This is a genomic window from Candidatus Leptofilum sp. (genome assembly GCF_965223285.1).
Lineage (GTDB): Bacteria > Chloroflexota > Anaerolineae > Promineifilales > Promineifilaceae > Leptofilum.
On sequence record NZ_OZ244997.1, the window covers coordinates 818152 to 844810 of the forward strand.

A 26659-nucleotide genomic window follows, 5' to 3' on the forward strand; every position below is an offset into this window, starting at 1 on the left:
TCTATGGATTTATTGCCAAAATTATGCAGTTTGCTATAGTTTTTTGCATGTCTCGCTCAAATCAGCTTACCTTCAGCATTTGGCGGCTGTTGCGCCTGAGTAGCTTCCAAATTGGCTCCGCGATGGGAGACATCATTGTCACCAGTATTTGGAACCGGATGATGATTTCCCAGTTTGGCATTCCGGCAACGCCCGTGAGCTTGCTGATTGCGCTGCGTTACCTGCTGTCGCCGTTGAGTTTGTGGGCCGGGTATCGGTCTGATACACGGCCGTTCCTCGGCATGAGGCGCACATCGTACATTTGGCTGGGGCGGGGGCTGATGGTGCTCTCGCTGCCGCTGCTGGGCTGGAGCCTGATGCGCTTTGCCGCCGTACATGAACTGGGCGGTAATTTTGATTTGCTCGGCTGGATATTGGCCATTGGCTCATCGCTGCTGTACGGTGTCGGCACCCTCATTTCTGGCAGCCCCTATCTGGCACTGGTGCGCGATTCGGTGCCAAAATCGCGCCAGGGGCTGGCCATTAGCACCGCCGAAACAATCCTCATCATCTTTTTTGCCATCGTGGGCATCAGCTTTAGCTTTTGGCTGCAAGAATTTGATCCGCTCATCTTTTGGGAGATGGTGCTGGCAACGATGATCATCGGTGGCTTTTTCTGGGTCTTCTCCATTTGGGGCGTTGAGAAATCAATTCGGCAGCAAAGGGGAATCACCTTGGAGCAGGAACTGGCAGAAGTGGCCCAACGTGCCAGCGAAAGCAGTTTGTTAGAGACCATTGGGCACATTTGGCAAGACAAACGCACCCGTCGCTTTTTCTTCTTCTTGTCGCTGGCTACCTTTGCCGCCTGGGCGCAGGATGCCATTTTGGAACCCTTCGGTGCCGAACTGTTTGATCTGCCCCTAGCGCGGACGACGCGGTTTAACAGCTACTGGCAAGCGGCCACTGTGGTAACGCTGGTGGGCGGGGCGTATTTATGGCGCAAACGGCCGCCTGAGCGTCAACGCCGTATTACCAGCGGTGGTCTGACAACGATGGCGGTGGGGATGGTGCTGTTGGCAGGCACGGCCGTTTTCCAGCAAGTGCGGTTTATAGAAATTGCGCTGCTCATTTTTGGGGCGGGCTTTGGCGTCTACACCTTTGGCGGGCTGAGCCTCATGGCCGTCATGTCTTCAGATAAGGAAGCCGGGGCCTATTTGGGGCTTTGGACCATCTCAGTGGTGGTATTCAAAGGATTGGGTACCTTTGCCGGTGGCGCACTGCGTGACCTCTTTTTGCTCAGTTTGGGACTTGGTGAGGGCTTGAGCTACGGGCTGATTTTCTTGCTGGAGGGGGTGGGGTTGGCAACGGCCGTCTTCATTCTTAGCCATGTCGATGTGCTGGGCTTTGCCCGCGACATAGGCCGTCATCTCAGCCGCACCGACGTGCAAATTGCCAGCGCCGATTAAACTCCTGTCCAAATAATAGCCACATGCTTGTGCTGAGCGTAGCCGAAGTAGAGCGCAGAGCGTTTTGAGGCGAAGGTTCATTTCTCAGAAATGGCAGCGCAACGCAGCCAGACTGTGAATGTGCTACCTTGCCCTGGCGTGCTGTCTACCGTTAGTCGTCCACCGTGTCTGTCAAGAATCTCCCGACAAATGGCCAGACCCAGCCCAGTGCCCGAGACGCCGCTGGCACGACTAATCTTACCTCGGTAAAAGCGGTCAAATATCTTTGCCTGCTCGTCTTCGGCAATGCCAGGCCCGGTATCAATGATGCGGGCAACCACCCACGGTTCTTTTTGAGTGACGGCCGTTCCCGTCTGTACCGTGATCGCGCCTCCTGATGGCGTATAGTTAATGGCATTCGCCAACAGATTAGCCAGTGCCTGAAAAAGCATTTGAGGATCAGCTTGAACCTGGGGCAGCATCCCTGTCGGCTCAAAATCGAGGCTGAGGCCTTTATCCTGCGCCAGTTCGCTGCGATCAAGCACCAGCATCACAATGAGTTGATTCAGGTCAGTGGGACCCAGATTGGCAGCGGTTTTACCAGTGTCCAGAAGAGACAAATCCAGCATATCCTCAATGAGATATTGCAGCCGTTCAGATTCCCGATTAAGCACTTCCATATAGTGCGGTCGATTTTCTTTCCGCCCTTGTTCCAGCAGCGTTAAATAAAGTTTGATATTGCTAAGCGGCGTCCGCAGCTCATGATTCATGTCGGACACAAATTGGGATTTCAGCCGATCGGTCTCTTGAGCCTTTTCTAATGCCGTCCGCAACTCTTCGGTACGTGCCGCCACTTCCGCTTCCAGTCGGTTGGCGTACTGCTGTTGCGCCTGATAAAGATGCGCATTATTAACAGCAATGGCCACATTATTTACCAACGTTGTTATGACACGAACATTTTCATCGTCGAAGGCGTCTTTTTTTGTGCTGAGAAAGCTAACAACCCCAAGCAATTGGTCTTCATAAGATACAGGTAAAAATAGTGCCGATTGAATTGTTTCATCCACTCTTAGCCAGCGAGCATCAGCGTCGGTGTCAGAAACAATAAGCGGCTTACGGGCTTGACCAACCAATCCCACCAACCCCCGCGCCTCTCCCAGTTCAAAGACCAACTGTTGCTGGAATTGGGACACCGTTTCTTGCGGGTGGCCCACCGCTTCCAACAAATGAAACTGTTTGGCTTCATCATCGTAAGAAAAATAGTTGGCATGGGTGTAGCCCGTCGCTTCCACCACCGTATTTAAGGCATGTGCCACTAACTCATCCGGTGTTTGAATAGAAGCCAGACTGGTGCTGACCCGATAAAGCATGTTTAGCTGCTGATTAGCGTGTTCAACTTGCACCATCTTGTCTTCCAGCTTGCGCACGAGGGCTTCGTTGTACATGCGGAAGTAAGATGTTTCTTCGGCAGCGGTGGGCTGGCGGTTCTGTAGATGCCCCGATTTGTGCGCTGTCAGGGTCTCTTGCAGCAGTTCCAAAAGCAAATGCGGCTCTGTTGGTTTGATAATGAACTGATGAGCACCCAGACTAAGGGCAAACGCTTCGTCCTTGGGATCTGTGTAGGTGGCAGTGTAAAAGAGGAAGGGAATCTGGCGCAATTGCTCATCTTCCTGCCAGCGGCGGCAAAGCGCAAAACCGTCCATTTCTGGCATTAAGATGTCTGAAATGGCCATGTCTGGCGGGTCACGTTGGGCCATTTCCAGGGCTTCGATGCCGTGAGCAGCTGAATTTACTTTGTAACCATTGCCCCGAAGCAGTGCTTCTAGCAAATAACGGTTGCGGTCATTATCATCTACGATGAGGAGTGTCGCCATCTTTTCTCCTAATTGGACGGCCGTTCGGTCAAATGTTGTTCTACCTCGGATATAAATGTATCTGGATTGATCGGTTTTTCAATGTAGCCGGTGCAGCCAGCAGCCAAAACCCGTTCTCGATCACCGGCCATCGCATAGGAAGTCACGGCGACAATGGGCGTGTCGGCCAATGATGGACTACGCCGCAGTGCCTTGGCAACTGCATAACCATCCATTCCTGGCAGTTGGATGTCTAGCAAAATTAGCATAGGCTGGATTTGTTCCGCCAGCTCAATCCCGGAACGGCCGTCTCGCGCCGACACCACTTCATAGCTATGCGCCTGCAAAAGAAACGTCAAAAGGTACAAATTTTGTTCATTATCTTCAATAATGAGCACTTTAGTTTTCATCATTTACACCAACAGACAATGGTAAGGTAAAGGTGAACGTGCTGCCCACGCCCCACTCGCTTTCCGCCCATATTTTACCGCCTAGCATCTCTACCAATTGCTGGCAAATTGATAAACCCAATCCGGTGCCTTCGTGTACCCGGTCGGTTCCCATGTCAATTTGTCGGAACGGTTGAAAAAGCTTGTCTATATCCTCCGCTTTAATCCCAATACCAGTATCAACAATACGCATTTCCAACTCATTGTCAACAACTCGGCCTTCAATTTTTATTTCACCCCGATTACTATATTTAATCGCATTATTGATCAGGTTGATGAAGATTTGCTCCACCCGTCGCTGGTCGCTGACAATTGGTCCTACTTCCGGCTTAAAACTGACGCTAATGGCTAACCCTTTTTGCACCGCCAGCGGAATCACACTCTTTACGACCTTATTCACCACGTCGCGCACGTTAAAAGCGGACAGAGACAGTTCCATTTGATTGGCACCAATTTTGGAAATGTCTAGCACATCGTTGATCAGAGCCAGCAGGTGGCGAGAACTGCTGCGCACCATGCCTAACTGTTTCTTTTGTTCATCATTTAGGGGGCCGGCCAATTCTTGAAGGATGATGCCGGTAAACCCAATAATGGAGTTGAGCGGCGTGCGCAGTTCATGAGACATGGACGCTAGAAAGGCGGATTTAAGTCGATCTGCTTCTTGGGCTGCTTCATAAAGGCGGGCATTTTCGATGGCGATGGCCGCCTGCCCAGCTAGAGAGGTCACCAGGTTCAAGTCGGCAGAAGTAAACGGTTCTTTGTTACGGCCGTTTATCACCGTCAGCGTGCCAATCACCTCGTCGCGGATTAGGAGCGGGGCCACAGCGGCGGCTTTATCACCGCTGCGTTTGGCATCAGCCAAGGCCACGCCTCTATTCCGCTCGTCGGTGCTGATGTCAGCCACCAGCGTCGGCTTTTTTTGGCGCAGCACCCAGCCGCTGATCCCTTGTTCGACTTCCGCAAAGGAATAGGGGCTTATTTCTTCCCGGCGAAAGCCAGATTTGACTACCCGGATAAGCCGTTCTTCCGCCACATCAACCAATAAAATGACGCTCTTATCAGCATTTGTCACTTGGATAGCACGGTCAACGATGGTTTGGAGCATGGTGTCCAGTTCCAACGTCGCCGTGATCTCTTTGCCCACTTCGTACAGTGCTGCTAATTCCGCTGCCCGTTGCGTCGTCTCTTCATATAGCTGCACTTTGGTGATGGCGGCGGCGGCGCGGTTGGCAACGGCCGTTAAAAAGTCTAGGTCATCTGGTGTATAAGTGCGCGGCTGCTGGTCAAGCGCATATAAAACACCCAAAGCGTCCGCCCCATCCAACAAGGGAACGCCAGCGTACGCCTGCAAACCAAATTCGGTCAGCATCCGATTGGCACTAAACGGATCATCTCGTATATCTGTTACAACCACAGGCTCACAATGATCCACAATCCAGCGCGTGGCACCACTGCGGCGACGCACCCGCCGCGCCCCCGCTGCCGGGGGCTGCTGCGGTACAGTAGAAGCGCTTTGCGAAAAACGCTCGGTTTGCGGCTCCCAAAGGATAATGCTGGCACCGCCGCTGGCCGGTAAAAGTTCTGTCGTGATTTGCACAATGCGGTCGAGGACAGCCTTTAGTTCACGGGGCTGATTGATAGCCAATTCTACATCGGCCAGAGCCGCCTGGCGGCGGTATTGCCGCGCTAATTCGGTTGTACGTTCAGCCACGTGCTGTTCCAGCACTTCTGTATGCTGTTTTATTTGCTCACGTAAACGCGTTTGGTGAATGGCGATAGCCAACTGGGCCGCCACTTCCTGGGCAATCTCTATATGCTTGGGCAGAAACGCACCAGGGCTGCTTTCCCATAAATTGAGGGAGCCGAACAATTCGTCTTGGACGATCAGAGGGATGTGAACACCGGAACGCATACCTTCAGCACGGAGAGGAGCAGATATTTGTTCGAGTGCCTGGTCGGCTTTTATCTCGACAATTTGACCCCGCTGCAACGCTGCGACCATGTTTGCAAACGGGGCCAATGAGACGCGTGAACCTTCCTGCGATTGAGGCGAGACCCCATTTGCCTCGACGACCAGCGTCTCCGCTTCGTTGGTTGCCCAATCAATTAGAGGCACGCTGGCGCGTACGCTGGGCGTTAGGCTCCGGACATGTTTTAAGGCTGCTCGGATTATTCCTTCAATCGGCTCCGCTGTCAGAATGCCCTGGTCAATTTGGTGCAGGGCATTTAAGCGTGCGGCGCGTTGTTCGCTGGCGGCGTACAGTTGGGCGTGGGCAATGGCGATGGCTGCCTGGTCAATGATCGCGCCCAGCAAGCGTAGCGTGTCGTCGCCAACTGTGAGTGCTTTAGTGAAATGGGTTAACTCAACCAGCCCAATTGTTTCATCTTTAAGCCGTAGGGGAAAGCCCACCAGAGTGCGTTTGCCTCGTTCGGCAACCTCTTCCTCAGCGTCGGGCCAGACAAAAACCGGTTCATCGCTTTCCAGCACGCTTGCCAGAAGCGGATAATCAGCTATGCGGGATGCCGGGCCCCTACTGAGCGACCAAATCAGTTCGCTGTATATGGCGGCTACGTGCATGATCCTGGCCGCCGGTTTCCAGGCCCAGAGGTAGCAAACGCGGTAGTTGCTGATAGTCACAAGTTTTTCGGCCAGGGCAAGGAGGTCTTCGCTGTCGTTTATCCACAAAGGCGCACCCATCCAGGCTGCTGCTTCGTGTAAAACCTCCTGGCAGCGGGTGAGCGCAGCCTGGTCATGGGCCAATGTATCTGTGGTATCACCAATCGTCACCAGGCCAATGATGCGTTCCTTGGTACGCAGCGGGAGCACCAGCAAAGTTGTGACGCCGATATACTGCATAAAGGCCAGTTCTGTTTCGCTGGTGTGGTTATGGTCACGATGCATAATGGCTGGTTCACCACTGGTCAATGCGTGTTCGGCCGTTGGGTAATCGGTCAATTGATATGTCATGCCTGTTTCTGGCAGTCGGCTGATGCGGGCATCGGCGGCTAGCTCATATATTTGCTGCCGTTCTTGGTCTAAGCCGTAAATAATACTGCCCTGGAACCCGCCAATCTCTCGCAGTTGGCGGGATAATGTGAGCAATATTTGGCCTAAATCAAGCGAAGAGGCAACGGCCGTTCCCGTTTTCAGCAGCGACTCGGCAATTTCTCGTTGGCGGCGTTCAGCTTTGTGCAATTTTTCTAACCGCTCGGCCGACTGCTGTAAGGCCAATTCGGCCTGCTTACGCTGGCTAATGTCGCGCGATATGGTGAGCAGACAATCTTCACCATTAAATTTAATCATCTCCGCCGACATTAAGACGACGCCCGTTTCGCCAGATTTGAGGTGATAACCGGCCTCAAAATTACGCACGGCACCCTGGACTTGCAATATCTGGATAAATTGGTCACGCTGGCCGGGGTCTGTCCACAGTTCCAACTCGAAGGCGGTATGGTCAATCACTTCGTCACGGCTGTAGCCGGTTGATTGTAAGAACCGCTCGTTCACTTCCAGAAAACGGCCGTCAGCCAGCGAGCTTATCATAATCGAGTCGGGACTGGAACGAAACGCAATGGCAAATCTTTCTTCAGACTGACGCTGCGCCTGTCCGATTTTGGCCCGCTCGGCGAGCGCCGCCGCTATCGCCAGGGTAGATACGGTAACCACAGCTAAATAGGTTTGCAAGGCCAGGATAGAATCAACGGCCGTTTCTGCAATGAAAGGGCCGATATTTTGCACCGTGTACCAAACAGCCGCTGCCGCCGTGGCCAAAATGCCTGCCGTTGCCCCATGCCGGCCAAGCCGAAGCGCAACCCAAACGAGAATGGCAATCACCAGGTACTCCAGACGGTAGACAGTGACGAAGGGCAAAATAGCTGGGGCATTAAAGGTTAACCAGGCAATAACGGCCAGCAAGCCGAACACAAAAAAAGACTCGATCAGGCGGCGGGGTGTCCAGGTCGGACGTTCTTGTCCCAGCCAAACACATAGGAAAGGAGTTATGATCAGTGCGCCTAAGACGTTCCCGGTCCACCAGGTTTGCCACAGTGGTCCCACGTCGGCCCAATTGATAGACCCCACCCAAAGCAGGCTGGTCACACCGAGCGTGGCACTGGTTGTTGTACCCAGCATCACCGCCAGGATGAATTTGACTGCGTTTTGGGGGTTGGCAAACGGGTTTTTTCGGCTGCCTGTCCAGTGCTGAACAAGATAGGTGCTGGAGAAACCTTCTAGAGAGCCATCGCTGATGGAGATTAGCAGGAACAGAAAGTAGGTGATAGGGGGAAATGCGTCTAAAGGATAAACGGCCGTAAACGACAGCAGTTCACCCAGAACAATACCGGGCCAAATGCGCTTGCCCCACAGCATAAAGGCAGCCACGGCAACGCCTGTCGCTGGCCACACAGGGGATACGGCCGTCTCGGGAAAAGACAAAACGAGACCCAATCGAGAGACGCCAAAATAAGCGCCGGCCACAATCACTACCTGGATAAGCCATGTTCGTAAGTTAGCGTGTTGATTCATTCTGAGAATGCACATAGAGGATGCGGATTCTGGTCATATTTATTGAACGCACCCCTTTACCGCTTGAAATAATGCCACATTCCTCTCAGAACAGCAATGAGGCAGAATTACCAGGGTGGCTGGAGAGATCGTTGATAGGGGGCGGCCCGCTGCTAGGCACTACCATTAACCCGTGATGCGTGACTGTCAAGTCACGCATCACGCATCACTTATTTGGGGAAGTTAAAGCCTAGCTGCCGAACCTGAACGGCTTCAATTTTGCTGACGCCAACGCCCAGTAGGCGCATCTTTTGGCCAGGGGGCCAATGCTCTGCCCAAATCGCCTCGGCCACAGTGTAGATTGTTTCTGCATCATCAATGCCCACCTCCAGCGAACGCTGCCGAGTGAAGGTGGTGAAATCGGCCCAACGAAACTTGACCGTGACGGTGTGGGCCACCAACTGTCGCTTTTGCAGTGATTGGGCCACCCGCTCGGCCATCTTTTGTAGCTGAATACGCAGTCGTTCCGGGTCGCTCACGTCTTGGCTAAAGGTCCATTCCTGGCTGATGCTTTTGGCCATGCCGCGGTCAGATTTGACGGTACGGCCGTCCACCCCCCGCGCTCTTTCCTTCAACGATGCTCCCTGGCTGCCTAGCGCACCCTGCAGCAGTCCCAAATCGGCCAGGGCTAGCTGCTGGCAGGTGTGGATGTTGAGCTTGGCTAACTTTTCGGCCGTGCGCGGGCCAATGCCGTGGATGGCACGCGTGGGTAGTGGGGCCAAAAAGGCAGCTTCCTCCCCCGGCGGCACGATGGTAAACCCTTCCGGCTTGTCATGGTCGGAGGCGACTTTGGCCACCAACTTGCTGCTGGACAGACCCACGGAGCAGGGCAGGCTGGTTTTTGTCTTCACCGCTGCCTTGATTTCGGCAGCTTTTTCTTCGGGATTGTCCCAGGCGGACAGATCCACATACGCTTCATCCACGCTCATCTGCTCGACGGGCCCATAGCTCTCTAAGATAGACATCACTTGCTTGGAACATTCGCGAATGCGCTTCCAGTTGGCGGGGGCAATTTTAAGATTGGGGCAAAGGCGTACGGCCGTACTCATGGGCATGGCAGAGCGTACCCCTTTTGCTCGCGCTTCGTAGCTGGCAGAGGCGACCACGCCGCGCTGATCTGGCTGGCCACCAATGGCTAACGGCCGTTCCGCATCCTCCGAGTTATCCAAAATATGCACATTGACATAAAATGCGTCCATATCCAGATGTAAAATAGCGCGGGGCCAGTTTTTTTTGGCCACAGAGGTTTTAGAGATTGGGTTTGATTTTTCTTGAGACTCGGTTTGCTCTGGGTCTTTTTGGGCGGAATCGTCCTTTAGAGAACTTGATGCCGGAAACGCCGAGGGTTGGGAGCTTGAACGCAACCCCTCTTTTTTCTCTGTGTCCTCTGTGGCTTTCTTATTAAAACTCATGGGGCGTATCGCTCCGGTTCGATGGGGGCTTTCGCGGGGGCTTGAGGTGCGCTGAAATAAGTTTGCAGGCTCAACTGCGTTACGGGCGCAATGAGCTGCTGTGCCTGGTTGGCAATGTCGGCAAAATTGCCGCCCAAAAACCAGATGGCCGCCCCTTTCACCTCTGGGTACGGAGCATACAGTCGGGCAGCCCAGGTGATGTCGCGCAACGCTTGTTCTGGGGATGGCACCGTCTCATACGTCCAGCCCCATTCGGTGATGAGCACGGTGGGGCGGGGAATGCCCAAGCCATCGGCCACCTCAAAAAGCGTTTGGAACCGACCCAGCTTGTACGGATATTCGTGGCCGATCTCGTCCACCAGGTAGCTGTATTCGTGCAGGGCGATGGCCAGCCGATTGGGATTGTTGCCCGCCAGCCGCAAAAAGGCAACCATGCTGGGCGTTTGCCAATCTTCCGGCTCTGGTTCGCCAGAGGCCCAGCCAAACGCCGCCCAGCGGAAGCCATCGTTCAGGGCCAGTTCGGCCGTTTTGAGGGCAAACTGCCCCAGCCATTCCGCCACGTTTTTATCCACCTCGTTAATTGTTTCCAGCCAGACCAGGTTGGGATCTAACTCTGGTGGGAAGGCGTCCCGGTGCATTTGCCAATGGATTTCGGCGGCTTGGGCTGCCGGCAGGCTGTAATTTGGCACGTTCCAGTCGTAATTGGAGCCGCCCAGCGAGGCGCGGCGGTACACCAGCACGTGCGGCACGCCGCTTTGCCGCCTAATTTCTTGAGCCACAAAGAGCGGTTGGGCGTTGTCTACGCTTTTGAGGAAGAAGGGAATGCCAGCGGCGTCCAGGGCGCGCATCCATGCTTCCAGCCCCTCGCTGTTGCCGCCAATGCCAGTGTGGAAGCCGATTTTGATGGGTGCCAACGTTAAGCTCTGAGCGGCGAGTTCGGCGCGAACGGCCGTAAAATCCACAGTGGGAATGGGCGTTGGTGAAGGCAAAGGCGTGTTCGTGGGCGGCAGCAGGGTTGCCGTGGCGGGATTATCCCCGTTGATCAGCGGCAGGAAGAGGTCGCTACCTTGGCCATCCAGCGTGGCAGCGGGCAGCGGCGTGAAGATGAGTTCGGCGGTGGGGCTGCTGGCCGGATACGCTGCCGTAACGGGAACGGCCGTTGGCAAGGGATACCCAACCGGAGACGGGCTGGCCTCGCTGATAGCTGCCGGGGTGTTGAGGGCGGGTGGCTCCACAGTGGGGGTTGGCGTTGGTGAGGATTGGCAGGCAGATACGGCCGTTACCCACAGCAATCCCAGCAAAATTTGCCAGATTCGCCGAGCCTGCGCTGGCCATCTCCACTGTTTACCGTACGCGGAGCGGTCGCGCAGCGACATTACTGAATACCGGATACCGATTTTACCCAACCGTGATCAACTCGCGGGTCATCGTGGTGAGGCTGCGATGTCCGTCTGCGGTAATGACAACATTGTCTTCGATGCGGACGCCGCCGCGACCTGGCAGGTAGATGCCTGGCTCTACGGTGAACACATTGCCGACTGCCAGCGGATCGGTGTTGGCTTCCATCATGTAGGGCGGCTCATGCCCTTCCACGCCGAGGCCATGCCCGGTGCGGTGAATGAAGTAGTCGCCGTAGCCTGCATCATCAATCACCTCGCGGGCGGCGCGGTCCACATCCTGGCCCGTGGCACCGGGGCGCGAAGCCAGCACGCCCTGCTGATTGGCCAGCTTTACCGTCTCGTAGATGTGGCGCAGTTCAGCATCAATGGCCCCCACGGCAAAGGTGCGGGTAATGTCCGACGGGTAGCCATCCACCAGACAGCCCCAATCAATGACGAGCAGATCGCCTTCTTGCAACGGCCGTTCCGTGGGTACCGCGTGGGGCGAAGCTCCGTTGGGGCCGCCGGAGACGATGGGGCCGAAGGCAATTGCGTCTGCCCCTTCATCTAGCTGAAGTTGGGTCAACATCGCCGCTATCTGCTTTTCCGTCATGCCCACCTCAATTTGGGGAATCAGCCGCTCCATGGCCCGTTCGGCTATGCCGATGGCTCGCTCCATCGTGGCAATTTCCCCCGCATCCTTCACGGCGCGTAACGCCATCAGGATGGGTTCGGCGTGGGTGGTGGTGAGGCCAGGCGCATACCGCTTAAGCAGTTCCAGTTCCAGCACGCGCATGTGCAGTGCCTCTACCGCCAGCAAATAGTCGGACAGCTCCAGATGGGCACAGGCCTGCTGGAATGCGGCCGTGTACCCTTCGTCGTCGCTCCAGGCGAAGATGCGCTCCTCCGGGATGCCAGCGGCGCGGGCTTTCATGGCCTCCAAACTAGGAATGACGATAGCCGGTTCGTCGTCGGCGGGAAAGAAAAGCACAATCGGTCGTTCGCTCACATGGGAATGGATGCCGCTGAGGTAAGCCATGTTGGGGCCTGGCACTAGGGCGATGCCATCTACGCCGTGCGCCAGAATTTGGCGGGTGAGTTTGTCGAGACGGTTTTGGTTCATGCGATCAGTTCCTTAAATAATATTATCCGCCGATTTTACAGATTTTCGCAGATTTTGTCCGTAAATCTGTGCGATCTCTTATCGGAAGACTCAGAATTTAAGGAACGATGTCTGCTAGCACCAGCTCTGCCGCGACTTTACCAGAAAGGGTAACCATCGGCACGCCGCCACCGGGGTGGGTGGTGCCACCGGCAAAATAAAGCCCTTTGATTTGCTTGGCGCGGTTGTGCGGCCGTTTAAATGCCGCCCAGCGTGAATTTGGGGATGCGCCGTACAGGGCACCTCGCCAAGCTCCGCTGCCTTTGGCCAAATCAAGCGGCGTCAAAATTTGCTCACTGGCGATGTGGTCGCGAACGTCAAAACCAAAGCCGGCAATTTTTTGCAGAACGAGATCACGGTATGCTTGCTGGTTGGTTTGCCAATCGTAACGGCCGTCTAGGGGCGGCGCGTTAACCAATACAAACCAATTTTCGCCACCGACGGGGGCGTGTTCAGGGTCGGTTTTGCTGGTGATGGCGATGTAGATGGTGGGGTCGGCTGGTGGTTGCCCTTGCTGGAAGATCGCCTCAAATTCAGCCGGGTAGTCGGGCGAGAAGAGGATGTTGTGGTGGGCTAGCTTGGGGAACTGTTTGTTAATGCCCAGCAGCAGGATGAAGCCGGAGCAGGAGGGGGCGAATAATGAATTGTGAATAGTGAATTGTGAATTTTTAATTTTGTTTGCAGTGGTTGCTGGTTTCTTCAAAGAAACCAACTGTGTTAACCACCCGATCAAACCTCTGCGTCTTTGCGCCTTTGCGTTAAAATTTTTCAGCAAATTCTGCCGCGTGGTTGTGAAGTCTAGGTTGCTGACGACGGCCGTTCCTTTTGCTTCTTCGCCATTTTCCAGGATGAGGTGTTGGAAACGTCCGTTCTTTACCACAATTTCCTGTACGCCGCAGTTGGTATGAATCGTCACGCCGAGTTCGCGGGCGAGTTTGGCCATTGCCTGGGCAATAGCGTAAATGCCGCCGCGTGGGTACCAAACCCCGCCAGAAAGTTCTACATGGGCGATGACGTTAAGCGTCGCCGGGGCCAGGTACGGACTGCCACCCACATAGGTGGCGAATCGGCCCAAAAGCTGGCGCAGCTCTGGCGAGTGCACATGGCTTTCGATGGCGGCTTGCATCGTGCGCAGGCCGTCAATCTTGAACCAGTTAGGGAAGGGCACACGCAAAAAGCTGCGCCAGGTTGGGGGCTGATCGTAGATGAAGACGGGGCCAGTGATGCGATGAATTTGTTCCACGTAGCGTAAATATTGTTGATAACCAGCCACATCTTGCGGGGCAATTTGTTGGATTTGCTTGGCCATCTGCGTAGGGTCTTCCTTGGCGTCGAGGATGGTGCCGTTGGGGTAAAAGTAACGGGTCAGTGGATCGACTGGCTCCAGCGTGAGGTAATCTTCCAGGCGGCGACCAGCGACGGCAAATAACTCTTCAAACACGTGCCGCATGGTGATGACGGAAGGGCCAATGTCCCAGCGGAAGCCATCGGTGACAATTTGGCCCATTTTGCCCCCAACTTGAGCGTTTTTTTCGTAGATGGTAACGCTCTGTCCGGCGGCTGCCAGTCGGATAGCTGTGCTGAGTCCGCCAATGCCTGCGCCAATTATCAGTATCTCTTTCATGTGTATCAACTTTGGCAATTAGAGATTGGAGATTGCGCCAATCTCTAATCGCCAGCCTCCAATCTTCTCCCCTTCCACTCGGCTGTGCCTTGCTGCTGCCACTGGATTGATTGGAGGGCGATGCGGGTCATGAGCAGGACGGAGACGGGCATGAGGAGGGCGTCGAGGGGACGTTGGTGGCTGAAAACGGCCGTTCCCACCCGCAAGCCCACACCAATCAGCCCTAAAATAAGTGGCCAAACGTCCAGCGTAGCCGCAAACCAAAGCCAAGGAATGAGGAACAGAAGCCAATGAAATAGGGTGGAGAGCAGCAAAAAGGGAATGCTGTTGCCGTGCCCGGCCAGGATGTTTTTGGCAAAGCCAGCTTTCACCTCAGGCCAGTTTTGGTACATGCGGCAGGTAACCAGCCGGTTGCCGTCGGCCATACGCAGCCGGAGGCGATTTGCTTTGATGGTTTTTGCCAAAGCCACATCCTCGATGACGTTGTTGCGAACGGCCGTGTGCCCCCCCACTTTTTCATACGCTTCCCGACGAAACAGCAGGCATTGTCCATTGGCGGCGGCAAAGACAGGCCAGTTGGTGAAATGTACGGGCAAAATGGGCAGATAGCACAAGATGGCAAAGCTCATCAGCGGTACCACCAGCCGCTCGGCCCAGCTTTCCGTTTGCTGCGTGGGCCAGATGGTTAGCAGATCGGCCTGCCCGGTTTGAGCTAGAGTGAGAAGTGCCGTCAATGCGTCCGGCTGCCAGCGCACGTCGGCATCGGCAAAGAGCAGATATTCCCCGGTGGCGGCTTGGCTGAGCTGGTGGCAAGCCCAATTTTTACCCAGCCAGCCCGGCGGCAGCGGCGATCCGGGCAGCAAACGAAAGCGTTCATCGCCGTTGGCGGCTTGCGTAGCAACCGCGCCTGTGCCGTCGTCTGATTGGTCATCGAGCAGCAGCAGCTCAAAATTGGCGTAGCTTTGCGCCAACAACCCACGGATGGTTTGGTCAATCACGGCCGCTTCGTTGCGGGCGGGAATCAAGATCGAGAGTTTGGATTGTGAGGCAGGCTGGGTGGCTTTGAGGCGGGGGAAGAATAGGAAGTTGGAAACGGCCGTCACCGCCAATATCCCCAACGCCAATGAAATGAATCCCCCAAGTATCGTCAAAAGCATATCCTTTTATCAGCAGATTACGCAGATTGACCAGATGTTTAATTCGTTGAATCTGCGTAATCTTTGATTTTCATCCTTGAACTTCTTTTGTTTTTTTGCGGCGTAGAGACGGCCGTTTTGCCAAATCTGCTCGGTGGTTCCAAGCTAAAAGTGCCGCCTGTAATGCCCATACGCCAATCAGCACTGGATCATCGAACCAAAAGATTAAGGCAACCAACATGCCCGCCAGAGCAAACATCACCGCCCAGCCGGATGGTGTAAGCAGCAGCGTCAACACAACCAACAGTGAGAGCGAAATCAGCGGCATTGTCCAAATGGTAATGCCAATCCAAACGCCAAAAGCAGCGGCAATTGCCTTGCCACCGCGCCAGTTTAAGAATGGGGAAAAGGTGTGCCCTAGCGGTGGTGCCAGCGAAATTGGCACAATGGCCCAACCCTGCACGCCAAAAATGTGTACCGCCAGCCCTAGCAGCAAGGCACCTTTGCTGATGTCTAGCACCAAAGCCAGGGAAAATGGCAAAAAACCACCCGCTCGCAGCACGTTTGTTGCCCCCGGATTTTTGTCGCCAAATTGACGAATATCTTTGCCCAGCAGCAGCTTGCCAACCCACACGGAAAATGGTAGTGAACCAAGCAAAAAGCCAAACATTGTCCAGAGTAGCGTGGGGAGGAGTTGGGTCATTAGAAAAGTTTGCAAGTGTACAAGTCTGCGAGTGAACTGATCACCGATAACCGTTTACCGATTACCAAGTAGTGAGCACCAGCTTAGCCACACAAAAACCCCCATCACCACCCCACCGACGAGAGCCGGGCCAGCTAATCTCCAAAAGAAGAGCAGGCCAAATGTTTCCAGGAACCAGGTGATGGTGTAAATGATGAGCAGGGGCTTGATGGGTAAATCTTTGGGGCGGATGAGGGCGGTGAGCAAAACGGCCGTTCCCAACCAGCCTAAATAATTACTCCAGGGAATACCAAAATAGCCGCCGGGACTGTCCCAAACCCATAGCCCCCAGGCGACCATTTGCGGGTCGAGGAAGAGGTCCCAGGCGGTGAGTGCCAATCCGGCGAGCAGTGGATATAGCCAGCGATTGGTGGCCCAACGCGAGGACAGCTGCGCTTGAATTCGGTGGGCAATGGCCCAGGCGCACGGCAACATCATGAACCAGGCAAAAGGAATGAGGATGGGCACGTGGGCAATTTGGGGCTGCATCAGGTCGGTGTATTCATAGCTGCCGAAGGGGAAGCCAGTGGTAGAGCCAAGCCATTCGACAAATAAGGTGAGTGTGGCAATGAGTACGACCGTTCCCGCCGTTTTTTGCCAGCCCCACCGATCGCGCAGGATGAGGAATACGGCCGTTGCTTGTAGCAAAACCCCCAACGTCAACCCCAGCGGAATCGTGCCCGGCCCCCAAATCCATTTCATGATGGGCAGCCCAATCATTGCCAGCACCCAAAGGATGATAAGCGTTGTGCTTAGGGAGGGTGAATCGGTAATCCGTGAGCGGTAATCTGTAATCGTTGAGAAGGGTGTGGCACGTTCGCTTTTCACTTTTACTTTTCTCTTGCTACCTGCAACTTGCGGGCACGCCATTGGGCAATCATTGCTTTGATTTGGTCAAGTCGTTTCTGGCTTTCTGTTGCCAGGAAGAGCGTCATGCCGAAGACAATTAGAACGTTGGTGATGAGGAAAAAGAGAAACTCTTCAAACGGCAAAATGCCGCCCAAATACCAGTTGATGGTTTGTGCCGGATCAATCGTCCAGATGCCGTCGTAAATGGCGAGCGCGTCAACGGCGGCTAAAAAGAGGGTTACTGGCAGCAGCCCCAGCAGCACCACGCGGCGGTGTCGCCACAAAATGTCTCCGCCATAGCCAATTTGCAGCATAATCGGCAGCAAGGCCCAGGCCAGAATGAGGGCTAAATACGTGCCGGGTGCCCAGCCTGCCATTAGGATGTATACCATGCTTAGCCAGAGAATACCTAATATGATGAGGCTTGTGCGGCGGAAACGGCCGTTTTCCCACCCAGTTTCTACGTGATTTGGCTGCCGCCGCAGCCAAAAGAGCAGCCATAGCCCCGTGAGGATTGGCTGTAGAATAAAGAAGGTGTACTCCTCAATGGGTACATAGCCTAAAACGATGCCCGTGACCTTTGCCCTGTCGTACCACCAGACTGAGGTTGCCACCAGATAGTTATCCCAGGGCGTTGTATATGCCAGTGCCATGAGCAAATGCAGCAGCAAGATTGCCCACGGCGAGTAGCTGGCAAACCGCTGGGGCAGTTGGCGACCCTGACGGGCATCTCGCCAGGTTAGCCCCAGCATGATGATAATTGGAATGACGAGAAATAAGCCAAGAAAGCCGAAGTAAGTCATTTCAGTCAGCCGTAATCGGTTACCGGTGAGGGATTACCGAGGAATCCATGATCAAATTCTCTACGATTTTGCTAGAAGAGAGCACGCCAGGTAACCCTGCGCCTGGGTGTGTTCCCGCGCCCACGAAGTAAAGATTGTCAATATCTTCAGAGCGATTGTGTGGGCGGAACCAGGCAGATTGGGTCAAAATCGGTTCTACAGAGAAAGCAGAACCCATGTGGCTGTTCAGCGTCCCTTTGAAATGCAAAGGGTCGATGTAATGCTCTGTGACAAGGTTTTCTTGCAAATCGGGAATATAGTTTTCTTCCAAAAATTGCATGATGGCGTCCCGGTACGGTTTGGCGGCGACGTTCCAGTCGATGCCAGAGCCGAGATGCGGCACGGGCGAAAGGACGTAGAAACCTTCATGTCCCTCCGGAGCAATGCTAGGGTCGGTGAGGGTGGGCATGTGCAGGTAGAGCGAAAAATCTTCAGCCAATGCTTTATTTTTGAAGATGTCTTGCAGCAGCCCTTTGTACCGTTCGCTGAGGATGATGTTGTGGTGGGCCAAACGGCCGTCGTTGTATCGCTTCTTGGTGCCAAAGTAGATGACAAACAGGGACATGCTGTACCGCGTCAGATTATTGTAGCGGAAGTCCGAGTTGCGGAAGCTGCGGTTTTTGCGATCAATCAAGTTTGTGTAGGTAAACGCCACATCAGCATTAGAGATGACGTGGTCGGCGTAATGCACTGTGCCGTCTTTAAGGCGAATACCTTTGGCGCGACGGTTGTCTACTAGAATCTCGTCTACTTCGGCGTTGAGGTGGAAACGGCCGCCTAGCTCTTCGATGAGTCTGCCCAATGCACGTACCAATGCGCCGGTGCCGCCCATGACGTAATGCACGCCCCATTCTCGCTCTAGGTAATGGATCATGGCGTAAATGGAGGTGGTGTCGAATGGATTGCCGCCCACTAGCAGCGGGTGGAAAGAGAAGCAGCGGCGCAGGAAATCATTTTCAATGAATTGAGAAGCGTATTTGTAGACCGTTTTGTGGGATTGCAGGCGTAGCAAATCTGGCACCACGCGAATCATATCGCCCACTGAAAGGAAAGGCTTATCAGCTAATTCTACAAACCCTTTTTCAAAGATGGCTTTGGTAGTGGCGATAAACCGCTTGTATCCTTCCCGGTCAGCGTGACTCCACTGCCCAATTTGATCCAGAATAAACGCTTCGTCGTTGTTGTAGTCGAGGAAACGGCCGTTATGGTCAAAAATGCGGTAGAACGGATCACAGGCTACAAATTCCACGTAATCTTCCCGCTTGCGCCCCGCCAGTTCAAAAATGTCGTCAAACATAAACGGTGCGGTGATGACGGTGGGACCGGCATCAAACTTGAAGCCATCCTGCTCAAAAACGTAGGCGCGGCCACCGGGTTGGTCTAATTTCTCAAAAATCTCGACTTGATAGCCTTGTGCGGCCAGTCGTGCGGCCGCACCCAAACCACCAAAACCGCTGCCAATAATAATTACTTTTTCTTTCATGAATTCACTCTTTTGGGGTTAACCCTGTGGGATGGCAACAAAACCATCGGTTTCCACAGGTGAATGATTGGTACAGGCAACCAGAGCGGGTTGCGTGTGCACGGGTTCGTTTACCAGACGGGCATATTGATTGGTTTTGGTGCGCCACCAAATGCCGGGCAGGTGATTCAGCTTTTCTTGCTTACTGGTATGCGCCCGGCGGCTAAATACGTCGTAATCATGTTCTTCGATGTCGTCCAGGATGGCGCGGTATAGTTCGGCAGCAGCGGCAATGGCGAAACGGCCGCTTTTACCCAACATGGCCACACCGGGTAACGCTTCGGCATACAGCTGCCGCGCTCGCCGAATTTGGAAGCGCATAAAGGCGCGCCAGCGATGGTCAACAGTGCCAGCCGCAATGTCTGACTCGTCCAGGTTAAACATGCACAGTTCTTCGAGGGGGAGATAGAGACGGCCGTTTTCCCAATCTTCGTGCACATCCCGCAAAATGTTGGTGAGCTGCAAGGCCACGCCCAGTTTAATGGCATAAGGAATTGCTTTATTGCCCTCATAGCCCACAATGTGCATGGCCATCAGCCCTACGGTAGAAGCCACGCCGTAGCAATATTGGGACAGTTCGCTAAACGTTTTGTAGCGCGTGTGCATCAAATCGGAAGAGACACCATCTAAAAGCTGTTCAGCATAGCGGCGGGGAATGTTGAAGCTGGCGCGAGTGTCGGCCCAGGCAAGGGCAACCATATTATAAATGGGCGGGTGGTTTGCCAAACTTTCTTGCCGCCATTGCAAAATGCGCTGATGCTGATTACTTGTCTCTTTGTCTACCAAATCATCACTCACGCGGCAGAAAGCGTACAAAGCGCGAGCAGCACGACGCTGTGCTTTGGGCAAGAGGCCAGAAGCCATATAGAAGGTTCGGCTATGTTGTTTGGTTATCGCAGCGCAATGGGCATATGCCTGGGATAAATGTTCACGACCGTCGTGAACGGGTTCATTGATCGTGTCGTGGTCGAGTGCGTGATGTGCCAGGCGCAGTAGGCGAGTTTCCCAAACTGCTGGTTCCAGAGTTTCTAACGCCATCCTTTCCACCTCCAATTTCTCCTGAGATAAATAATACAAAGCCAGTTCAAAAAGTATCTTTTCGGGGCTAGTAACTTGCTGAACCTAATGAAGATGGTAGCGGACAAAAGCGTATTTGTCAAGGTATTGTTTATGTTTTGTGCTGATTTTGACGAGGTTAGGTCCAAGGTGGCGGGAATATGTGTATGAAACGCCTGTTTGAACAGGTTTTGTAGATGGTCGCAGTTTTGTTCAGAATTGGGATTAAGTCGCCAGCCGTTTTCAACTTAGCGGTTTGGAGAACGGCTGGCTCGTGGTAAGCGTCTTTTATCAATGAAGTTATTGTCGAACGCTTACTAAGTGGTCCAACCCAGACCAATACGGCCGCGTTCAGCGTCAATGGATTTAATGGAGACGGTTAGCACGTCGCCCACGCTGAGGGTTTGGCTGCGGGGGATTTGGCTGCGGTGCAGCAGGCCATCTTGCTTCACGCCAATGTCAATGAAGGCTCCAAAATCCACGACATTGCGCACGGTGCCTTTTAGCTGCATTCCCGGCGCGAGGTCGCTGAGGGAGAGTACATCGCTGCGCAGGATTGGCTTGGGTAAATCTTCACGAGGGTCACGGCCAGGACGCACGAGCTGTTCCAAGATGTCGGTGAGGGTGGGGATGCCGCTGTTGAGCTGGCTGGCGAGTTCGGCGACGGGAGGCAGCATGGCCAGAACGGCCGTTCGTTCCTCTGGCGGGCTGCTGGGGTTGAGGTTAGCTTTTTGCAGAACGGCCGTTGCCACGCCGTAACTTTCTGGATGAATGGCGCTGGCGTCCAGCGGATTGTCGCCGTCGCGTACGCGCAGGAATCCGGCGGATTGTTCAAACGCTTTGGGGCCGAGGCCGCTGACTTGTTTGAGGGCGGTGCGGTTGGGGAAACGGCCGTTCACCTGCCGATGGGCCACAATATTTTCTGCTAGCTTGGGGCCAATACCCGCTACATGCGTCAGCAATGCCGGGGACGCTGTGTTCACGTCCACCCCCACCTGGTTCACCACCGACTCCACCACGCCGTCCAGCGATTCTGATAGCTGTTTCTGGTTCACATCATGCTGGTACAGCCCCACGCCGATGGATTTGGGGTCAATTTTCACCAGTTCGGCCAGCGGGTCTTGGGCGCGGCGGGCAATAGAGACTGCGCCACGCAGCGTCACGTCTAGCTCCGGCAGCTCCGCTTTGGCCAGCGGACTGGCACTGTAGACGCTGGCCCCCGCTTCATTCACAATGAGATAGTGTACGTCGGCCATTTGCCGCGTGAGTTCGGCCACAAGCTGTTCTGTCTCACGCGAGGCGGTGCCATTGCCAATGGTAATGAGGCTAATTTTGTGGGTTTGCACCAGTTTGGCCAACGTTTTTAACGACTCGTCCCGTCGTTTTTGCGGCTGGTGCGGGTAAATGGCGGTTGTCTCTAGCACCTTGCCCGTGGCGTCTACCACAGCCACTTTGCAGCCAGTGCGGTAAGCGGGGTCGATGCCCATGACGGTGTGTCCAGCCAGCGGCGGCTGGGTAAGCAGGCCGCGCATGTTGTCGGCAAATACCTGGATGGCGTGGGCTTCGGCTTGTTCGGTTAGGCTGCGGCGCACGTCGCGCTCGATGGTGGGCACGAGGAGTCGCTTGGCGGCATCTTCCATTGCTAACTGGAGTTGTTCGGCCAGCGGCGAGCGGCGGTCAGCACGATACTGGCTACGAATGGCCAAAATCCAGTCGCGCTCAGCAATATCTATGCTGACGCGCAAGATTTTTTCGGCTTCGCCCCGGTTGAGCGCCAAGATTTGATGCGGCCGTACGCGATCAATCCGCAATGAAAAGTCATAGTACAGTTTGTAAACAGTCCGCTCATCCACCGCTTTTGGGATTTTTTGGCTTTGCAGCAACCCAAACTGAAACGTCTTATCCCGCAGGAGTCGGCGCACCTGGGGAGTATCGCTCATGACCTCAGCCACGATGTCTCGCGCTCCTGCCAGGGCGTCTTCGGCTGTGGGAACCTCTTCGTTGAGGAAGGGGGTGGCAATTTGTACGGCCGTTTGCCGACTCACCAATTGCGCCAAAATGAACTCTGCCAATGGCTCTAACCCGCGTTCACGAGCGATCATGGCGCGGGTGCGCCGCTTGGGTTTGTACGGTTGGTACAAATCCTCCAACTCGGTGAGGGTGGTGGCAGCGTTGATCGCTTTTTCCAGTTCCGGCGTGAGTTTTTCTTGGCTAATGATAGATTCCAGAATGGTACTCCGTCGTTCATCTAGAGCGCGAAGTTTGCCAATCTGGTCGCTAATTTGGCGAATTTGATCTTCATCCAGGCTGCCGGTGGCTTCTTTACGGTAGCGGGCAATGAAGGGGATGGTGTTGCCGTTGTCGAGGAGGGTGATAACGGCCCTTACCTGGCTGGGCTTTACCTTAATTTGTTGAGCAATCTGATTTTCGTAATTCATAGCGCAATTCTACCTATTTTTGAAGCGATCTTAGCATGATTTAGCGGGAAAAGGGAGAAAAAAGGTTTGGTGACATTTGTCATGAACTTTGCCTAATTTTTTTCCTACAGCTTTTTTGTAGGCGCGGCTACTCTTATTTATAAGGGTAGCCTTATTTCTTTAGACAGGTAAACCATTATGCGAACACAATCTACCAGCAACGAAACCTTCGAGATGTACCTCAAGACCATCGCCGAGTTAAGTGATGGCCAGGCACCGGTTATCATTGCCCGGGTGGCGGAGCGGCTGGGTATCTCACCCGTTTCGGCCAATGAGATGATGAAGCGGCTGGCAGAGCAAGGGTTGGTGGAGCATGTGCGCTACAAAGGGGTGACGTTGACGGCAAACGGCCGTTACATTGCCCATAACGTCATGCGGCGGCAGCGGCTGTGGGAACGCTTTTTGGTGGATCACTTGCAAATGGAATGGTCGGGCGTGTACGAGATGGCGTGCCGCCTGGAACATGCCACCTCTAACGTACTGGCCGAGGCACTGTCAGCTTATTTGGGGCATCCTACAGTTTGTCCGCACGGCAGCCCCATTCCCAACAGTGATGGCACGCTGCCGGAATTGAGTAAACGGCCGTTAACCTCCTTGCGTGTTGGTGAAGCAGGCTGCATTCACAGTATCCAGCCCACTACCACTGACGTGTACGCTTATCTAGATCGCTATCATATTGTCCCTAACCAAAATTTCACTATTTCAGAAATTGCCCCGATGCAAGGCCCAATCACGTTAGAAATGAGTAATGGCAAGGTAGCTTTAGGACGTTCCCTTGCTGAGTTGGTTTGGGTCAATACCTAAAGAGCATAAACAATATGAACAATAAAAATGTTACCTTAGACCAATTAAATCCGGGCCAATCTGCCAAGCTAAAAAAAATACATGGCAAAGGGGCGGTGCGTCGTCGGCTGATGGAAATGGGGCTCACCAGAGGGGTAGAGATTTCTGTCGTGAAAGCGTCACCGCTGGGTGATCCGGTGGATTATTTGGTGCGTGGTTATCATCTGTCGCTGCGCAAGGCAGAGGCACAAATGATTGAGGTTGTAATTTAAACATGGGATCAAAATTGAGCATTCCGTTACGGGTTAAAGAAGCCCCCACTGGCCCAATGATGCCGTTGACGATGGTGAATCGCGGTGAAGCGGCGATAGTAAGAAAGGTAAAAGGATGCGGTACCGTGCGCCAGCGGTTACTTGATCTGGGATTAAATCCTGGAGCGACGGTTCAAGTGCTAAAAAATGAATCGGCTAGCCCGATGATTATTGCCGTGAAGGGAGACGGCCGTTTGGCTTTGGATCGCAAAATGACGCATCGGGTGATGGTAACAACAGGAGCGGGTGGTTAGCGGTTAGTTTTAGTCGCATACCAGCTACCGGCCACCAACCACTATTAACTGGAGATTTTGAACATGACCGTAATGATTGCATTGGCTGGCAATCCGAACGTCGGCAAAAGCACTATTTTTAATGCGCTTACCGGTTCCAAGCAGCACGTGGGCAACTGGCCGGGTAAAACTGTCGAAAAGAAAGAGGGTCGCCTGCGCGTCGGCGACGAAGAAATTCTGATTGTAGACCTGCCCGGCGCGTACAGCCTGACGGCCTATTCCATTGAAGAAATTATTACCCGCGATTTTATTATTAACGAACGCCCAACGGCCGTTGTCGCCGTGGTTGATGCCTCCAATTTAGAACGCAATTTGTATCTGGTGGCGCAGGTGCTGGAACTGGAAACGCCCGTCATTATTGCCCTGAACATGACCGATGTGGCCAGCAGCCGGGGTTTGAAGATTGACGCTGCTCAACTGTCGCAGCAGATGAGTGTGCCGGTGGTAGAGATGGTGGGCAACCGCAGCTTGGGGCTAGAGCCGCTAAAGCAAGCCATCAGCCAAATCGGTGAACGGCCGTCAAAAGCAATGCCACATACGCGATTCGACGGCATTTTAGGGGATGAAATGAGCGATCTGGCCGCACAAATCGCGGCTAAACCAGCGTTAGCAGCCCGTTACCGGCCAAACTGGCTGGCGACCAAGCTGCTGGAGGATGATGAGGCGATTTTGGCGGTCATGGAGGCAGAGGGGGAGCTTGATCTTCTGCAAGCTGCTGCTGCCGCTCAAGAGCGTATCGAAGCAGCCACCGAAGATGACGCCGAAACGTTGATTGCCGACCAGCGCTACACGTTTATTGGGGAACTGGTCGATTCGGTGTTGGAACGGCCGTCTCAATCCATCCTCACCATGTCTGACAAAATTGATGAAATTGTGACCCACCGTATTTGGGGATTGCCCATCTTTTTGCTCATGATGTGGCTCGTTTTCCAGTTTACAGCCAACGTCAGTGCGCCATTTCTGGACTGGGTAGATGGCTTTGTGAATGTGACTGTTTATGGCTGGGCTGGGGCATTGCTAACGGCCGTTGGCCTGGGTGAAACTTGGTTTGCCGCCCTCATCACAGATGGCATTATTGCTGGCGTGGGCGGCGTACTCGTGTTTGTTCCGGTGTTGCTCTTCCTCTACTTTGCCCTCGCGGTTTTGGAAGATTCTGGCTATATGGCGCGGGCAGCCTTTGTGATGGATCGCGTTATGCGCTGGATGGGGCTGCACGGGAAGAGCTTCTTGCCGTTGATTGTGGGCTTTGGCTGCACGGTTCCGGCTGTTTACGCGACCCGCACTCTGGAAAATGAAAAAGATCGCAAGCTCACTGGCTTCTTAGCTACCTTCATGAGCTGCGGGGCGCGATTGCCAGTTTATGTGGTTTTTGGTGCTGCATTTTTTGGCACTGCCTCAGGTAATCTCATTTTTTCTATGTATTTGATAGGGATTGGCGTGGCGTTGGCGACGGGCTTTGCGCTAAAGCATACGGTTTACAAAGGCCACCCTCCGGCACCGTTTGTGATGGAATTGCCACCGTACCGCGCTCCGCGCCCACGTGACGTTTGGCGGCAAATGTGGGAACGTGTGCAGGGCTTTATTAAGAAGGCCAGCACCGTCATTTTGGTGGTGTCAACCGTGCTGTGGCTGCTGATGGCTATTCCGGGACGTGCCAATGCCGGTTCGTTTAACGACGTGGCTGCCGAAGATAGTTTATTTGCAACCGTCAGCGGGGCGGTATCGCCTATCTTCGAGCCTGCTGGGTTTGGCAGTTGGGAGGCATCTGGGTCGCTGATCACAGGTTTTATGGCCAAAGAAGTGATTGTCGGCACGATGAACCAGATTTATGTGGGTGAGGCGGATGCTGCCCCGGTAGTTGAGGCTGAGCCAACAACGTTTGGGCAAGATGTGGGCAATTCGCTGCTAGGATTTGGCGAAGCGGCCGTTCTTACCGTGCAGGAGGTGCTCAACATTGCGCCAAGAACGGTGAACTTACTACCCGGTGTAGAAATTAGCGAGTTGAACTTCTTTGGTACGGAAGAAGAAGTGGAAGACAACACGCGGCTGGAAGCGGCCCTGATCACCTCCTTTGAGCGGTCGGCGGGGTCGGCCGAACTGGGGGCGTTGGCAGCCGTGGCATTTAACATATTTGTGCTGCTGTACGTGCCGTGCATGGTGGCTGTGGCAGCGATGAGGCAAGAGTTTGGCGGCCGTTGGACCTGGGCGCAAATTGGGTATACGTTGGCGTTGGCCTGGATTGGGGCTGTTGTGGTTTTCCAGGTTGGTAAGTTGTTTATCTAAGTACCTGTCCGAATATTGGCCACAGAGTTCACAGAGAACTTAGAGGCAAAGGTTCATTTCTCAGATTTCTCTTTTTCCTCTGTGGCTTTTTCGGTTAGATTCTAAAGGAAAAGGGCCACGGATTTGCACGATGACACGGGTTTGTTTTATCCGTTAAATCCGCACAATCCGTGGCCTGTATTTGAGAAAAATATGTCACAAAGTACATTGCGCCAGGTATTGACGATATTTGAAACGGCCGTAACGCCCCTGTCTCTACCCCAAATTGCCCGCCAACTGGATGTGTCGCCTCAGCGGTTGGAGACGATGATTCAGCATTGGGTGCGCAAGGGCAAAATTCGCGAGAGCGGCTCTTTAACCGAATGCGGTAGCTGTGGCCAACATGGTGCTTGCCCCTTTGTCATGGAGATGCCGCGCACTTACGAATTGGCAAGAGAAACAGATGTCGTGTCGCTTCACAACATAGGTCTTGCTTGTCCTCAATCTTCCACCAAGTAA

Annotated in this window: 20 protein-coding genes; 6 read left to right on the forward strand and 14 right to left on the reverse strand. The window is 54.0% G+C overall.

Annotated elements, in window-relative coordinates; genetic code table 11:
• The first annotated feature begins 47 nt into the window (after positions 1-47).
• Positions 48-1445, forward strand: a complete 1398-nt coding sequence (locus tag ACOQPU_RS04105) for a BCD family MFS transporter (protein ID WP_420643860.1) — start codon at positions 48-50, stop codon at positions 1443-1445.
• A gap of 77 nt (positions 1446-1522) precedes the next feature.
• Here ACOQPU_RS04105 and ACOQPU_RS04110 read toward each other — a convergent pair whose 3' ends face one another.
• The 14 genes from ACOQPU_RS04110 to ACOQPU_RS04175 form a co-directional block, all read right to left on the reverse strand.
• A complete protein-coding gene (locus ACOQPU_RS04110) occupies positions 1523-3298 on the reverse strand; it encodes an ATP-binding protein (protein ID WP_420643861.1) in 1776 nt (591 codons plus the stop codon).
• A gap of 8 nt (positions 3299-3306) precedes the next feature.
• The gene (locus ACOQPU_RS04115; protein ID WP_420645807.1) at positions 3307-3687 is read right to left on the reverse strand and encodes a response regulator; all 381 of its coding nucleotides are present in this window, start codon (positions 3685-3687) and stop codon (positions 3307-3309) included.
• On the reverse strand, positions 3677-8251 hold the full coding sequence (locus ACOQPU_RS04120) for a GAF domain-containing protein (RefSeq protein WP_420643862.1): 4575 nt from the start codon (positions 8249-8251) through the stop codon (positions 3677-3679). The genes ACOQPU_RS04115 and ACOQPU_RS04120 overlap by 11 nt, the downstream gene beginning before the upstream one ends.
• Before the next feature lie 209 nt (positions 8252-8460).
• Positions 8461-9702, reverse strand: coding sequence for a DNA polymerase IV (gene dinB / locus ACOQPU_RS04125; RefSeq protein WP_420643863.1), 1242 nt, complete (start codon positions 9700-9702; stop codon positions 8461-8463).
• Positions 9699-11078, reverse strand: a complete 1380-nt coding sequence (locus ACOQPU_RS04130) for a hypothetical protein (protein ID WP_420643864.1) — start codon at positions 11076-11078, stop codon at positions 9699-9701. The genes dinB and ACOQPU_RS04130 overlap by 4 nt, the downstream gene beginning before the upstream one ends.
• A gap of 22 nt (positions 11079-11100) precedes the next feature.
• Complete coding sequence (locus tag ACOQPU_RS04135; RefSeq protein WP_420643865.1) at positions 11101-12204, reverse strand: M24 family metallopeptidase; 1104 nt, start codon at positions 12202-12204, stop codon at positions 11101-11103.
• Between the two features lie 97 nt (positions 12205-12301).
• Positions 12302-13867, reverse strand: a complete 1566-nt coding sequence (locus tag ACOQPU_RS04140; RefSeq protein ID WP_420643866.1) for a phytoene desaturase family protein — start codon at positions 13865-13867, stop codon at positions 12302-12304.
• Positions 13868-13911: 44 nt separating this feature from the next.
• On the reverse strand, positions 13912-15018 hold the full coding sequence (locus ACOQPU_RS04145) for a glycosyltransferase (protein ID WP_420643867.1): 1107 nt from the start codon (positions 15016-15018) through the stop codon (positions 13912-13914).
• 76 nt (positions 15019-15094) lie between these two features.
• Positions 15095-15706 (reverse strand): glycerol-3-phosphate acyltransferase, encoded by a 612-nt coding sequence (locus tag ACOQPU_RS04150; RefSeq protein WP_420643868.1) that lies wholly within the window; start codon positions 15704-15706, stop codon positions 15095-15097.
• A 54-nt stretch (positions 15707-15760) separates the two neighbouring features.
• Complete coding sequence (locus tag ACOQPU_RS04155; protein WP_420643869.1) at positions 15761-16573, reverse strand: carotenoid biosynthesis protein; 813 nt, start codon at positions 16571-16573, stop codon at positions 15761-15763.
• Between the two features lie 2 nt (positions 16574-16575).
• Positions 16576-17397 (reverse strand): lycopene cyclase domain-containing protein, encoded by an 822-nt coding sequence (locus tag ACOQPU_RS04160; protein WP_420643870.1) that lies wholly within the window; start codon positions 17395-17397, stop codon positions 16576-16578.
• 19 nt (positions 17398-17416) lie between these two features.
• The gene (gene crtI / locus ACOQPU_RS04165; RefSeq protein WP_420643871.1) at positions 17417-18919 is read right to left on the reverse strand and encodes a phytoene desaturase family protein; all 1503 of its coding nucleotides are present in this window, start codon (positions 18917-18919) and stop codon (positions 17417-17419) included.
• An 18-nt stretch (positions 18920-18937) separates the two neighbouring features.
• On the reverse strand, positions 18938-19996 hold the full coding sequence (locus ACOQPU_RS04170) for a phytoene/squalene synthase family protein (RefSeq protein ID WP_420643872.1): 1059 nt from the start codon (positions 19994-19996) through the stop codon (positions 18938-18940).
• 335 nt (positions 19997-20331) lie between these two features.
• A complete protein-coding gene (locus ACOQPU_RS04175) occupies positions 20332-22452 on the reverse strand; it encodes a Tex family protein (RefSeq protein WP_420643873.1) in 2121 nt (706 codons plus the stop codon).
• A gap of 177 nt (positions 22453-22629) precedes the next feature.
• On the opposite strand from ACOQPU_RS04175, the gene ACOQPU_RS04180 reads away from it, so the two are divergent.
• The 5 genes from ACOQPU_RS04180 to ACOQPU_RS04200 all read left to right on the forward strand — a co-directional run bounded on the left by ACOQPU_RS04180 (position 22630) and on the right by ACOQPU_RS04200 (position 26659).
• Complete coding sequence (locus ACOQPU_RS04180) at positions 22630-23295, forward strand: metal-dependent transcriptional regulator (protein ID WP_420643874.1); 666 nt, start codon at positions 22630-22632, stop codon at positions 23293-23295.
• A 14-nt stretch (positions 23296-23309) separates the two neighbouring features.
• Positions 23310-23546, forward strand: a complete 237-nt coding sequence (locus ACOQPU_RS04185; RefSeq protein WP_420643875.1) for a FeoA family protein — start codon at positions 23310-23312, stop codon at positions 23544-23546.
• Positions 23547-23548: 2 nt separating this feature from the next.
• Positions 23549-23839 carry a FeoA family protein gene (locus tag ACOQPU_RS04190; RefSeq protein ID WP_420643876.1) on the forward strand — a complete coding sequence of 97 codons (291 nt, stop codon included), beginning with the start codon at positions 23549-23551 and terminating at the stop codon, positions 23837-23839.
• Between the two features lie 63 nt (positions 23840-23902).
• Positions 23903-26161 (forward strand): ferrous iron transport protein B, encoded by a 2259-nt coding sequence (gene feoB, locus ACOQPU_RS04195; protein ID WP_420643877.1) that lies wholly within the window; start codon positions 23903-23905, stop codon positions 26159-26161.
• A gap of 192 nt (positions 26162-26353) precedes the next feature.
• Positions 26354-26659, forward strand: coding sequence for a FeoC-like transcriptional regulator (locus ACOQPU_RS04200; protein ID WP_420643878.1), 306 nt, complete (start codon positions 26354-26356; stop codon positions 26657-26659).

Coding starts and splice junctions, on each gene's coding strand:
- ACOQPU_RS04105 (WP_420643860.1), top strand. CDS start 48: ATGTCTCGCTCAAATCAGCTTACCTTCAGCATTTGGCGGCTGTTGCGC.
- ACOQPU_RS04110 (WP_420643861.1), bottom strand. CDS start 3,298: ATGGCGACACTCCTCATCGTAGATGATAATGACCGCAACCGTTATTTG.
- ACOQPU_RS04115 (WP_420645807.1), bottom strand. CDS start 3,687: ATGAAAACTAAAGTGCTCATTATTGAAGATAATGAACAAAATTTGTAC.
- ACOQPU_RS04120 (WP_420643862.1), bottom strand. CDS start 8,251: ATGAATCAACACGCTAACTTACGAACATGGCTTATCCAGGTAGTGATT.
- dinB (WP_420643863.1), bottom strand. CDS start 9,702: ATGAGTTTTAATAAGAAAGCCACAGAGGACACAGAGAAAAAAGAGGGG.
- ACOQPU_RS04130 (WP_420643864.1), bottom strand. CDS start 11,078: ATGTCGCTGCGCGACCGCTCCGCGTACGGTAAACAGTGGAGATGGCCA.
- ACOQPU_RS04135 (WP_420643865.1), bottom strand. CDS start 12,204: ATGAACCAAAACCGTCTCGACAAACTCACCCGCCAAATTCTGGCGCAC.
- ACOQPU_RS04140 (WP_420643866.1), bottom strand. CDS start 13,867: ATGAAAGAGATACTGATAATTGGCGCAGGCATTGGCGGACTCAGCACA.
- ACOQPU_RS04150 (WP_420643868.1), bottom strand. CDS start 15,706: ATGACCCAACTCCTCCCCACGCTACTCTGGACAATGTTTGGCTTTTTG.
- ACOQPU_RS04160 (WP_420643870.1), bottom strand. CDS start 17,397: ATGACTTACTTCGGCTTTCTTGGCTTATTTCTCGTCATTCCAATTATC.
- crtI (WP_420643871.1), bottom strand. CDS start 18,919: ATGAAAGAAAAAGTAATTATTATTGGCAGCGGTTTTGGTGGTTTGGGT.
- ACOQPU_RS04170 (WP_420643872.1), bottom strand. CDS start 19,996: ATGGCGTTAGAAACTCTGGAACCAGCAGTTTGGGAAACTCGCCTACTG.
- ACOQPU_RS04175 (WP_420643873.1), bottom strand. CDS start 22,452: ATGAATTACGAAAATCAGATTGCTCAACAAATTAAGGTAAAGCCCAGC.
- ACOQPU_RS04180 (WP_420643874.1), top strand. CDS start 22,630: ATGCGAACACAATCTACCAGCAACGAAACCTTCGAGATGTACCTCAAG.
- ACOQPU_RS04185 (WP_420643875.1), top strand. CDS start 23,310: ATGAACAATAAAAATGTTACCTTAGACCAATTAAATCCGGGCCAATCT.
- ACOQPU_RS04190 (WP_420643876.1), top strand. CDS start 23,549: ATGGGATCAAAATTGAGCATTCCGTTACGGGTTAAAGAAGCCCCCACT.
- feoB (WP_420643877.1), top strand. CDS start 23,903: ATGACCGTAATGATTGCATTGGCTGGCAATCCGAACGTCGGCAAAAGC.
- ACOQPU_RS04200 (WP_420643878.1), top strand. CDS start 26,354: ATGTCACAAAGTACATTGCGCCAGGTATTGACGATATTTGAAACGGCC.